The sequence below is a fragment of the Blastococcus sp. TF02A-26 genome (genome assembly GCF_003319125.1).
Classification (GTDB): domain Bacteria; phylum Actinomycetota; class Actinomycetes; order Mycobacteriales; family Geodermatophilaceae; genus Trujillonella.
Genome location: NZ_QOHG01000029.1, coordinates 32,659 through 44,259 on the forward strand (window position 1 = coordinate 32,659; position 11,601 = coordinate 44,259).

At 75.1% G+C, this 11,601-nt stretch carries 11 protein-coding genes; 4 read left to right on the forward strand and 7 right to left on the reverse strand.

The window, feature by feature from the left end; translation table 11 throughout:
• Positions 1–68 precede the first annotated feature (68 nt).
• Positions 69–1,088, reverse strand: coding sequence for a hypothetical protein (locus DQ240_RS22225; RefSeq protein ID WP_113841896.1), 1,020 nt, complete (start codon positions 1,086–1,088; stop codon positions 69–71).
• 89 nt (positions 1,089–1,177) lie between these two features.
• A complete protein-coding gene (locus DQ240_RS22230) occupies positions 1,178–1,945 on the reverse strand; it encodes a hypothetical protein (protein ID WP_113841897.1) in 768 nt (255 codons plus the stop codon).
• A 173-nt stretch (positions 1,946–2,118) separates the two neighbouring features.
• On the opposite strand from DQ240_RS22230, the gene DQ240_RS22235 reads away from it, so the two are divergent.
• Entirely contained in the window at positions 2,119–4,104 is a 1,986-nt protein-coding gene (locus DQ240_RS22235) for an acetoacetate--CoA ligase (protein WP_113841898.1), read from the forward strand.
• Here DQ240_RS22235 and DQ240_RS22240 read toward each other — a convergent pair whose 3' ends face one another.
• The 3 genes from DQ240_RS22240 to DQ240_RS22250 are packed head-to-tail and all read right to left on the reverse strand — an operon-like array spanning position 4,105 to position 5,938.
• Positions 4,105–4,770 (reverse strand): NUDIX domain-containing protein, encoded by a 666-nt coding sequence (locus DQ240_RS22240; RefSeq protein WP_199589465.1) that lies wholly within the window; start codon positions 4,768–4,770, stop codon positions 4,105–4,107. It lies immediately after the preceding gene.
• The gene (locus tag DQ240_RS22245) at positions 4,767–5,150 is read right to left on the reverse strand and encodes a DUF4406 domain-containing protein (protein ID WP_233498911.1); all 384 of its coding nucleotides are present in this window, start codon (positions 5,148–5,150) and stop codon (positions 4,767–4,769) included. The genes DQ240_RS22240 and DQ240_RS22245 overlap by 4 nt, the downstream gene beginning before the upstream one ends.
• On the reverse strand, positions 5,147–5,938 hold the full coding sequence (locus DQ240_RS22250) for a DeoR/GlpR family DNA-binding transcription regulator (protein ID WP_113841899.1): 792 nt from the start codon (positions 5,936–5,938) through the stop codon (positions 5,147–5,149). The genes DQ240_RS22245 and DQ240_RS22250 overlap by 4 nt, the downstream gene beginning before the upstream one ends.
• A 147-nt stretch (positions 5,939–6,085) precedes the next feature.
• On the opposite strand from DQ240_RS22250, the gene DQ240_RS22255 reads away from it, so the two are divergent.
• On the forward strand, positions 6,086–7,372 hold the full coding sequence (locus DQ240_RS22255; RefSeq protein ID WP_113841900.1) for an acyl-CoA dehydrogenase family protein: 1,287 nt from the start codon (positions 6,086–6,088) through the stop codon (positions 7,370–7,372).
• Positions 7,373–7,415: 43 nt separating this feature from the next.
• On the opposite strand, the gene DQ240_RS22260 is transcribed toward DQ240_RS22255, so the two are convergent.
• Positions 7,416–8,633, reverse strand: coding sequence for an Nramp family divalent metal transporter (locus DQ240_RS22260; RefSeq protein WP_113841901.1), 1,218 nt, complete (start codon positions 8,631–8,633; stop codon positions 7,416–7,418).
• Between the two features lie 96 nt (positions 8,634–8,729).
• Here DQ240_RS22260 and DQ240_RS22265 point away from each other — a divergent pair, with 96 nt between their 5' ends.
• Positions 8,730–9,230, forward strand: coding sequence for a hypothetical protein (locus tag DQ240_RS22265; protein WP_199589466.1), 501 nt, complete (start codon positions 8,730–8,732; stop codon positions 9,228–9,230).
• Here the strand turns inward: DQ240_RS22265 and DQ240_RS22270 are convergent.
• The gene (locus tag DQ240_RS22270; RefSeq protein ID WP_147262062.1) at positions 9,207–10,469 is read right to left on the reverse strand and encodes a TetR/AcrR family transcriptional regulator; all 1,263 of its coding nucleotides are present in this window, start codon (positions 10,467–10,469) and stop codon (positions 9,207–9,209) included. The genes DQ240_RS22265 and DQ240_RS22270 overlap by 24 nt on opposite strands.
• A gap of 97 nt (positions 10,470–10,566) precedes the next feature.
• Between DQ240_RS22270 and DQ240_RS22275 the strand changes: the two genes are divergently transcribed.
• A complete protein-coding gene (locus DQ240_RS22275; RefSeq protein WP_199589467.1) occupies positions 10,567–11,481 on the forward strand; it encodes an alpha/beta fold hydrolase in 915 nt (304 codons plus the stop codon).
• Positions 11,482–11,601: the final 120 nt, after the last annotated feature.

An 11,601-nucleotide genomic window follows, 5' to 3' on the forward strand; every position in this document is an offset into this window, starting at 1 on the left:
CGCACACCGCCGGGCGCGCCGGATCGGCGGCCGGGCTCAAGGGTGCCCGACCGCCGATCCGGAGGCGGTCAGTCGAGCTCGACCGCGCGGCGCCGACGGGTCCCCGCCACCACGCCGAGCCCGGTGAGCAGGAACAGTGCCGCGAGGAGCACCCAGGACGCCGCGTCGACGCCGGTCCAGGCGAGCTCCCCGGCCACCGTTCCCGCACCAGACCCGGCCTCCGCCGGCAGGTGCGCCGGAGCGACAGCCGGAGCGACGACGGACGTCGGCCAGGCGGCCGGCGCGACACCGGGGGCGAGACCGGGCTGATGCGGGGTCGGCGTGTCCGGGACGGTCGGAGCTCCGACCGTGCAGCTGCCCGAGCCCGTGCCGAGCAGCCCGAGGCCGGTCCCGCAGACGGTCACCGGGACGTCGACGTCGACCACCGGACCGCCGGTGCCGGGACCGCCCGTGCTCGGGCCGCCCGGCGTGACCGTGCACGTCCCGAGCGCGTCGCCCAGCACGCCGATCCCGGTGCCGCAGACCGTCACGGGGACGTTCAGGTCCAGCAGCGTCGCGGGTGCGCCGGGGCCGCCGGTCGCCGGAGCGCCGGGCGCGCACCCGCCCGCGGCCTCGCCGAGGACGCCGATGCCGTTGCCGCAGACGGTCACCGGCACGGAGACGCCGAGCAGGCCGCCGTCGCTGCCGGCCGGCACGGGGGCCGTGCCGGAGGCCGTGGCCTCCCCGAGGACCCCGACGGCGTTGCCCGAGACGGTGACCGGCACGAGGACGTCGGCCGGCTCGACCGCCGGCGCGGGAGCCGGCTCCTGCGTGGCGGTGGTCCCCGGCAGGCCGACGCCGTTGCCGCCGACCGTCACCGGGACGGACACGGACAGTCCGCCCAGGTCCACGCCGACGTCGGCGGTCAGCGCCGGCAGGTGGATGCCCGGTGCGGGCACCTCGCCGAGGACGGCGAGCGCGTTGTCGGTCACGGTGACCGGCACCGTGACGTCGAGGTCGTCGTCCGCGGACGCGACTCCCGTGCCGAGGGCCCACAGGCCCCCGGTCAGCACCGCGGCGCGCAGGCCGCGACGGATCCAGCTGTTCATGGCTGTACCTCTCCTGACGAGTGGGTCCCCGGTCCCGGCGGGACGGCGGGGGATGGCGCTGCACCGGCACACGGCCGGCGGCGCCGCACTCAGTCGGGAGAGGTCGCGGGGTCCTCGGGGGTGTCGAGGGACGGCGGGGTGTCCCCGTCGGGCACGCCGCAGCGCAGCGCCCCGGCGGCGGGCGCACCGGCCGCGGGGAGGGTCGGGGTCGGCAGGTCGGTGCCCGTGCCCGCTCCCGCGGACGACGAGCCGGCGCCGGACGGCGGCAGCGCCGACGGCCCGGGGATCGGCAGCGGCGCGGCGGGCTCGGAGGCGTCCTCCGGCAGCGCCGACTCGACCGGGGTGGGGGAGGAGGTCGCCGGGGAGGCCGGCGCCGCGACGACCGGTGCGACGACCGGTGCGGTGGCCGGCGCCACGGCCGTGACCGGCTCGGGGTCGACCGTCATCGGGAGCTGGGGAGCCGGCGGCGTGGGGAGCGGGGGCTGCTGCACCGGCGGCGGCGTCGAGACCACCGGGGGTGAGGACACGACGCCCAGCACCGGCCGCACGACCGCGTCGACCACCGGGGCGACCGGGGTGCGGTCCAGGAGGCCGACGACCGGCGGCGCTACGGCGTCGACGACCGGGGTGACCACCTCGGCGACCACGGGGCGGACCACCGTGTCGGTCAGCGCGCCGGTGAGGTCGACGGTGGCGGAGACGGTGCCCGTCAGCAGCCCGGTCGCGGGTGGCTCGTCGGCCGAGGCTGTGGCGGAGAGCTGGCCCGCGAGCCACAGGGCCCCGCCGAACCCGGCCACGGCGAGCCCGCGCAGGACGGCACGGCGGAGCCCGGAGGCCTCCCGCACCCGTCCGCCCACGTCGACTCCTCATGGTGATGTGTCCACTGCGAAGCGTGGCCGCCCCCTGGCGGCGGCGCACGCCGGAACGGGTCATCCGATCGGCGGTATCGCCGGCCGCGTGATGACCCACGGTGACGGGAGGGGCGGGTGTGCCACGTGAAACCGCGGCGCCGGAGTGGCAGGGTGCGGTCGTGACCGAGAGCGCCCCCGACGTCCTCTGGCAGCCCACCCCCGAGTCGATCCGCGCCACCCGGCTCGCCGCCTTCGCGGCCCGGGTCGCGGAGCGTCGGGGCGTCGACGTCGGCGACCCGGTCGACTACGACCGCCTCTGGCGCTGGTCGGTGGAGCACCTGGACGCGTTCTGGGCGGAGGTGGCCGACTGGAGCGGCGTCCTCCCCGGCGTGCCCGACGACAGGGTGCTGACCCGCCGGGAGATGCCGGGCGCCGAGTGGTTCCCCGGGACGACGGTCAACTACGCCGAGCAGGCGCTCCGGCACGCCACCGACGAGCACCCGGCGCTCATCTCCGTCACCGAGGGGACGCTGGCCGGGGAGTCCGAGCCGGTCGAGACGTCCTGGGCCGACCTCCGCCGCCAGGTGGGCGCCTTCGCCGCGACGCTCCGCCGGCTCGGCGTCCGCCCCGGCGACCGGGTCGCGGCCTACCTCCCCAACGTCCCCGAGGCGGTCGTCGCCTTCCTCGGCGCGGCGTCGATCGGCGCGGTCTGGTCCTCCTGCGCGCCGGACTTCGGCACCCGCAGCGTCCTGGACCGGTTCGCCCAGATCGAGCCCACCGTCCTGGTCGCCGTCGACGGCTACCGCTTCAACGGCCGCCCGCACGACCGGCGGGACGTCGTCGCCGACCTGCGTGCGGCGCTGCCGACCGTGCGGACGACGATCGCCGTCCCCCGGCTCTTCCCCGACGAGGTCCCCGACGGCGCACTGAGCTGGGCCGACGCCGTCGCCGACGAGCAGGAGCCGCAGTTCGAGCCGCTGCCCTTCGACGCCCCGCTGTGGATCGTCTACTCGTCGGGCACGACCGGTCTGCCCAAGGGGATCGTGCACGGCCACGGCGGCGTCGTCCTCGAACAGCACAAGCAGCTGGCCCTGCACGGCGACGTCCGCCCGGGCGACCGCTTCTACTGGTACGCCTCGACCGCCTGGATCATGTGGAACATCGCCACGTCGGCGCTGCTGGTGGGCGCCACGGTGGTGGTCCACGACGGCGCACCGGCGTACCCGGCGGTCGACGCCCAGTTCGCCCTGGCCGCCCGCACCGGGATCACCTACCTCGGCACGAGCGCCGGCTACCTCACCGCCTGCGAGAAGGCGGGCATCCGGCCGGGGGAGACCTGCGACCTCTCCCGGGTCCGCGCCATCGGCTCGACCGGGTCGCCGCTGCCGGCGAGCGCGTTCCGCTGGGTCTACGACGCCGTCTCCCCAGACGTCTTCCTCGGCTCGCTGTCCGGCGGCACCGACGTCGCCACGGGCTTCATCGGCAGCTCGCTGCTCCTGCCGGTGACCGCCGGGGAGCTGCAGCGGCCCATGCTCGGGGTCGCCGCCGCGGCCTGGGACGAGCAGGGCCGGCCGGTGACCGAGGAGCTGGGCGAGCTCGTCGTCACCGAGCCGATGCCGTCGATGCCGCTGTACTTCTGGGCCGATCCGGACGGCACCCGCTACCGGGAGGCCTACTTCGAGCCGTGGCCCGGTGTCTGGCGGCACGGCGACTGGCTGGAGGTCACCGGGCGCGGCACCTGCGTCATCACCGGCCGCTCGGACTCCACGCTCAACCGCGGCGGCGTGCGGATGGGCACCGCCGACATCTACGCCGCCGTCGAGCCGATCCCGGAGATCGCGGACTGCGTGGTGCTCGGCGTCGAGCAGCCCGACGGCGGCTACTGGATGCCGCTGTTCGTGCAGCTCGCTCCGGGTACCGAGCTCACCGACGACCTCGTGGCCCGGATCCGGCAGGCGATCCGGACCGGGGCCAGCCCCCGCCACGTGCCCGACGAGGTGATCGCGGTGCCCGGTGTGCCGCACACCAAGACCGGCAAGCGGCTGGAGGTGCCGCTGAAGCGGCTCTTCCAGGGCGTCGACCCGCGGAAGGCGGTCAACGCCGGAGCCGTCGACGACCCCGCGCTGGTCGAGCACTACGTCGGGCTGGCCCGGAAGCGCGGCTGATCAGCGACGGAAGGGCCCGCGGAGGACCGCCCACTGCAGCAGCATGACCGTCTTCGCGTCGGCGATCCGGCCGTCGTCCACCATGGCCAGCGCCTCGTCGACGTCGAGCTCGAGCACCTCGATGTCCTCGCCCTCCTCGACCAGGCCACCGCCGGCCGAGACCCGGTCGGCCGGCGTGTACGGCGCGGCGAAGAAGTGCAGCCGCTCGGTCACCGAGCCCGGGCTCATCCACACGTCGAAGACGCGGGTGAGCGGGCCGACGACGACGCCCAGCTCCTCCTCTGCCTCCCGGCGCATCGCCGACTCGGGGTCCTGGTCGTCGAGCAGCCCGGCGGCGGTCTCCACGAGCAGCCCGTCGGGATGGCCGTTGACGTAGACCGGGTAGCAAAACTGCCGGGTGAGCAGCACGGTCCGCCGCGCGGTGTCGTACGGCAGCAGGGCGGCGCCGTTGCCGCGGTCGTAGGTCTCGCGCTGCTCGGTCGTCCACCGCCCGTCGCGGTGCCGCTGGTCGAACGTCGTCCGCCGGAGCACGTGCCAGCCGCTGGCCAGCAGCTCGACGTCCCGGACGACGACGTCGGGGTTGCCGGTCAGGTCACGGCCGACGCGGTCCAGCCCCGTCCGGCCACGATGGTCCGGGACGTCGACGCCCGGCACCCCGGCGGTCACCGCGCCACCCCCGGGACGTCGTCGAGGCTGGTGTAGACCGCGGCGCCCCGCGCCCGGGCGAGCGCCACCATCTCGTCGGAGCCCGCGGACGCACCGGGCAGCCGCAGGACGGCGTCGCACCGGTCGACCAGCCGGCGGCCCATCGGGTGGAACACCTCGTCGAACGCCGCGTCGCCGATCCGGGTGGAGCCGGCGAGGGCGGCCAGCGGCAGGGCGAGGTCCTCACCGTTGACCGCGAGGTGCCCGGCGCGGAAGAGCGCGAGACAGGCCTCCTGGATCCGCCGGTGGTTGGCCGCGACCAGGGCCGGGTCGTCGCCCGTGCCCCCTCGGTAGGGCCCGGCGACGAGGACCATCAACGGCCTGGTCAGGGGCTCGATCACGCGTAGACCACCTCCACACCGGCGGAGTCGACCGCGGCGAGGGTGTCCTGCGCCGCGGGGGAGAGCTGGGGGTCGCGGGCGCTGGAGTCGGTGACCAGCCGCCCGACCGCGCCGAGCGGGGCGACGGCGGCGAAGGCGCGGACGCCGAGCTTGGCGGCGTCGGCCACCACGAGGGAGGCCCGCGCCTGCTCCAGGGCCACCTGCTTGACCGCGGCGTCCTCCAGCGTGAACTCCGACCAGCCGGCCTCGGCGCTCACCGCACCGATCGACATGACGAACAGGTCGAACGTGAGGGACCGCAGCACGGCGGCGGTCAGCGGTCCGGCCAGGCTCTGCTCCCCGGGCCGGGACTCCCCGCCGACGACCAGCAGCCGGATGCCGGGCCGGTCGGCCAGCGCGCCGGCCACCGGGAGGCTCAGCGCCGCCACGGTGAGCGGACCGCGGCCGGCGGCGGCGAGCGCCCGGGCGACGTGCACGGTCGTCGTCCCGGCGTCCAGCAGCACGGTCGAGCCGGGCTCGACCAGGTCTGCCACGGCACGGCCCAGCCGGTCCTTGACCGCCGCCTGCCAGCCCGCGCGGGCGGCGAAGCCCGCCGCGGACTCCGGCTCGGCGACGGCGACGGCGCCGCCGCGCACCCGCTCGACCAGGCCGCGCCGCTGCAGGGCGTCGAGGTCGCGCCGGACGGTCATCTCCGAGACGCCGAGGCGGGCGGCCAGGTCGGTGAGGGACACCCGGCCGGCGTTGCGGACCAGGCGCAGCGTCACGTCGAGGCGGTCGGGGACGGGCACGACGACTTCCTACCAGCTTGCTGTGAGATGTGTGAAGTATCCGTGAGATCGGTGGTGTCGATCACGAACGCGGGTGACCGCGCCGTGCGGCGGGCATGCCCGACGGCCACAGTGTCGAGAACACCGGCCGACAGGGAGCGAGCGACGATGACGTCGAGCGACAGCGCCAGCGAGGAGACCGAGGTCCAGGAGGCCCGGCCGCCGGAGCTCCTCCCGCCGTGGCACACCCCCGAGCGCGAGGAGCTGCAGCTGCAGGCCCGCCGCTTCGCGATGGAGGAGGTGCTGCCGGTCGCCAACGAGCTCGACCCGCAGAAGGGGCTGATCCCGGCCTCGCTGCTGCAGCGGCTCGCCGAGCTCGGCTACTTCGGCATCACCGTCCCGGCCGAGGACGGCGGACTGGGGCTCGGCGTCTTCGAGTACTGCATGGTGTCCGAGGAGCTGGCCCGCGCCTGGATGAGCACCGCGAGCATCCTCGCCCGCGCGCAGGGCCTCGGGACGTCGCTCGCCGACCCCGACCGCCGCCGCGAGCTGCGCCGCCGCAGCGCCCGGGGCGAGTGGATCGGCGCGATCGCCCTGTCCGAACCCGACGCCGGCTCGGACCTGGCCGGGGTCTCCACCCGCGCGGTGCTGGAGGGCGACGAGTGGGTCGTCACCGGGCACAAGCGCTGGTGCGGCAACGCCGAGGCCGCCGACTTCATCCAGGTCCTGGTCCGGGAGCGCGACCCGGAGGAGGGCGAGCCGCGCTCCCGCGGGCTGCGCACCCTGCTGCTGGAGAAGAAGCGCGGCGAGTTCCCCGAGGGCCTGTCCGGCCACCCGATCGACAAGGTCGGCTACCACGGCTTCCTGACCTGGGACCTCACCTTCGACGGCGTCCGGATCCCCGCCGAGAACGTGCTGGACGACGCGAACGACGCCGGGGGCGAGGGGGAGATCGGCGGGAGGGCGGGGGAGGAAGCAGCGGCCCGTGCGGGAATGCGCAAGGCCAAGGAGTTCCTCGACACCGCGCGCGTGCACACCGCGGCCCGCGCCGTCGGGCTGGCCCGCGCGGCGCTGGAGGACTCCGTCGTCTACCTCCAGGAGCGCGAGCAGTTCGGCCACCCGATCGCCGACTTCCAGGCGCTGCGGTTCGCCGTCGCCGAGATGGCGGCGCAGATCGAGCAGAGCCGCGCGTTCTACCGCCAGGTGGCGCACCTGATCGACCTCGGCCGCCCCTGCGACCGCGAGGCGGCGATGGTGAAGCTCGAGGCCACCGAGATGGCGGTCCGCGTGACCAACCAGGCGATGCAGCTCCACGGTGGGAACGGCTACACCACCGAGCGGCAGGTCGAGCGGCACTGGCGTGACGCCCGGCTGACCACGATCTTCGAGGGCACCAGCGAGATCCAGAAGCGGATCATCAGCGATCGGATGCTCCCCCGGTCCCCGCTCGCCTGAGTGGAGTCGCTCGAGCGCGGAACGTGCGCTCGAGCGACTCCACTCACGAGAAGGTCAGGTACAGCAGCGCCAGGTTGAGCGTGATGACGGCGGCCGCGACGACCGCCGCCGCCGCCGTCGTCCCGCGCCGGTTCACGTGCTCGCCCATCACGTCGTGGCGCGCGGTGAGCAGCACCAGCGGGACCAGCGCGAACGGGATGCCGAGCGACAGGACCACCTGGGAGACGATCAGGGTCTCGCTCGGATCGGCCCCCAGCGCCAGGACGACGACCGCCGGGATGACGGTCACCACCCGGCGGACCAGCAGCGGGACCCGGCGGTGCAGCAGGCCGCGCATGACCTCCGCCCCCGCGGCGCTGCCCACCGAGGTCGAGGCCAGGCCCGAGCCCAGCAGGGCCACGGCGAAGAGCAGGGCGACGCCGCTGCCCAGCTCCGAGGTCATCAGCTCGTGGACGCCCTGCAGCGTGTCGGTGCCGGGGAACCCCTGCAGGCTCGACGCCGCCACCACCAGCAGCGACAGGTTCAGCACCCCGGCCAGCACCAGCGCCGACACGACGTCGCCCCGCGTGGCCGACAGCAGCCGCCCCACGCCCAGCCCCTCGCCGCGGGAGCCCAGGCGCGTCGTCGTCAGGCTGGAGTGCAGGTAGATCACGTGCGGCATGACGGTCGCGCCGATGATCCCGGAGGCGAGCAGCACGCTGTCGGACCCGGCGAACGACGGCACCAGGCCGCCGGCCAGGTCTCCGCCGTCCGGTGGGTCCACGAAGAGTCCGGCCATGAACCCGACGGCGATCAGCAGCAGGAAGCCCATGATCACGCGCTCGAGCGCCCGCTGCCCCCGCGCGTCCCCGATCCGCAGGACCAGCGGCGACACCGCCGCGGTCAGGACCGCGCCGAGCACCAGCGGGACGTCGAAGAGGATCGCCAGCGCGAGCGCCCCGCCGACCACCTCCGCCATGTCGGTGGCGATGGCCACCGCCTCGGCCTGCGCCCAGTACGCCAGCCGGGCCGGCCGTGGCAGCCGCTCGCCCAGCTGCGCGGGCAGCGACCGGCCGGTGACGAGCCCGAGCTTCGCCGAGAGGTACTGCACGAGCACGGCCATCACGTTGGCCAGCACCACGACCCAGACCAGCGTGTAGCCGTAGCGGGCGCCGGCGGTGACGTTGGTGGCCACGTTCCCCGGGTCGACGTAGGCCACCGCGGCGATGAACGCCGGCCCCAGCAGCGCCAGACGGCGGGTGGGTGGCGGCAGTGTCGCCATCGCTCTCCTCCGGTCGTGGGCCGAGCCGGAGGAGAGCCTGCCACGGCGGAGCAAGTATTCGTTCCACGGTCCCCGCGATTCGGGTAGCTTCCGCCCGTGCGCACGGCCGTCATGCGGGTGGTCATCGACGCGGACGGCGTTCTCGGGCCGGACGCGTACGAGGCAGGTCTCGTCCGGCTCCGCGAGGGGCAGCTCGAGGTGGTCGCCAGCCCGGCCGCCCACCTCCCGGAACGGCGGCGCGAGGTCGAGCTGATCCTCGACGAGTCGCAGCTCGCCGCGCGGGACGAGTACGTCGGCCTCTGCTCCCGCGCCTTCGGCCTGCCGGCGACGCCCGGCGTCGTCTCCTTCATCAGCCGCGGCACCGACGACGACGCCCGCGGCGTGCTCGCCGGCTTCGGTCTGGACGTGCCGGTCGTGGAGCGCTTCTGCGAGGACGACGACGAGGTGGTGCGCGTCGTGCTCACCCGCGAGCAGGCGTCCCGGGTGCCCGAGGGGAGGCTGCACACGGCGCTGGAGGCGGCGCTCAACTGCGAGGTCCGGATCGTCGTCGACACCGGGGCGGCGTGGGCCGGGTCAGGCGCGGAGGGCGCCCCGTAGCAGAGCGGCACGCAGGAAGGCGTGCGCGCGGGCCGTCCCGGTCCGCGCGTGCTGGTGGAACGGCAGCCACAGGACGGAGCGGATGTGCAGAGCCATGTCGGGCACCGTGCGCAGCCGGCCGGCCGCCGCTCCCCGCGCCAGGAGGTCCTCGAGGGACCGCAGCCGCCCCTGGGTCTGCAGGTAGTAGTCGTGGAAGGGGCTGCTCGCCGCCTCCCGGCCGCTCCAGCCGTAGCGCAGGATGCAGGACTCGGCCTCGAACCGGCGGCTGGCGTGCACGAAGACCAGGGCGAGCCCGTCCAGCGTCTCGACCTCGGCGGAACCGGCCGCGAACACCGCGTCGAAGGCCTCGCCGAGGTGCCCGGAGTAGCGCGCCAGGACCTCGCCGAGCAGCGCCTCCTTGGACTCGACCCGCCGGTACAGCGTCCCCATCCGCACGCCGGCGGCCGCGGCGATGTCGCGGACCGTGGTGGCGTCGTACCCGCGGCGGGCGAACTCCGCCCGGGCCGCGGCCACGATGGTGTCCCGGTCGCGCGGACCTGCGGGCGGTGCCTCCGCCCGCCAGCCGGCCACCGCCTCGGCCGCGGCGCGCGTGGCCGCCGAGGCGTCGAGCTCGGCGTCCGGCGGGCAGTCGGTGGTGACGCCCTCCAGCAGGACGTCGCAGAGCTGGGCGGCCAGCTCCCGCGGGTCCCGGCCCGCGGGGTAGCTGCCGGGTGCGTCCAGCGTCGCCTGCTGCAGCGCGAAGCGGAGCAGCGCCGGGTCCGCCCCGCCCTCACGGACCGGCCGCAGCCCGTCGACGGCGTCCCGCCAGGCGGTCTCGAGCGCGGCCGTGGGCAGGCGCATGGCCTCGCGCAGGCGCGCGGTGGCCACGGTCGGGGGCTCGAAGGCCCGCAGCCGGACGGCGGCGGCGTGCTCGAAGCTCAGCGCCATCACGTCGGCGGTCAGCCGGCGGACCCGCTCCTCGGCGTCCGCACCGGGCGCGGGCGGCGCGGCGACGGCGGCGTCGGCGACCTCGCCGAGCGCAGCGCTGAACGCCGTCAGCAGCTCGGCGGCGATCTGCTCCTTGGACGCGAAGTGGTGGTACAGGCTGCCCGGCAGCAGACCGACGGCGTCGGCGATGTCGTTCATGGTCGTGCCCGCGTAGCCCGACGCCTCGAACAGGCGGGCCGCGGTGCTGCGGACGACCTGGGCGCGAGCGCTGTCTCCGGGCGCGCGTCCCGCGGTCCCCTGCGCACCGGCCATGGCGCCGAGTATGGCCGCCGCCGTGCCGCCCCGAGCCGTGGAACGGGCCCGCGGCCCCAGGTTTCCCCCAATCGCTCGACGACGAGGAGAGGTGCACATGGCTGAGACAGAGGTGAACGGCGGGATCGTCGTCCACGAGTTCGTCGGTCCGGAGGACGGCGAGGTCGTGGTCCTGACGCCCGGTGGTCGGTTCAGCAAGGACTACCCGGGGGTCCGGGAGCTGGCCGAGGGGATCGCCGCGGGCGGCAGGCGGGTGCTCCTGTGGGACCGTCCGAACTGCGGGCGGTCCGACGTCCAGGTCTTCGGGCAGTCCGAGTCGCACATGCGGGCCCAGACCCTCGGTGGCCTGCTCGACGCGCTCGGCATCGACAAGGTGGCCAAGTTCGGCGGCTCCGGCGGTGCGCGCGACTCGGTGATCTTCGCGCTGCTGTACCCGGAGCGGGTCACCCACCTCGCGCTGTGGAACATCGTCGGCGGCAACTTCAGCACCATGTCGCTGGCCGGCGTCTACATCCTCAACGAGCTGCGCACGGTCCGGGCCAAGGGCATCGAGGGGATCCTCCAGCTGGGTGGCCCGGCCGGTGGCTGGTCGGACATGGTCGCGGCCAACCCGCGCAACGCCGACCGGCTGCGCGAGATCGGCGCGGAGCAGTTCGAGCGGGTCATGAACCGCTGGCTGGACGCCTTCATCCCCAAGCCGAACGAGCCGATCCCCGGGGTGGCGGACTACCAGTTCGGCGAGATCGGGGTCCCGACGCTGATCATCCGGCCGGGCATCAACGACCACGACCACCCGCCGACGACGTCGTTCCGGGTGCACGCGCTCATCAAGGGCTCCCGGCTGATCGAGCCGCCGTGGCCCGAGGACGCCTGGGAGCGCGGCGGCGAGGCCCGCGAGGCTGGGACCGGCAACATCTTCGACTCCTGGGTGCTCGCGGCCCCGACGCTCGTCGACTTCGTCGACGGCAAGGAGGCGGGGACGCCGACCACGGTCGGCTGGAACCAGGGCTAGCTGTACTGATCGGACAGGTTGGTGCACGGCCTCTGGCCGAGGGTGATCTTGAAGTGAGGAGGGACCTCCGGGTTGGCTGTGGGAGCCGCCAAGCACCCACTCCGACCACAGGAGGTCCCT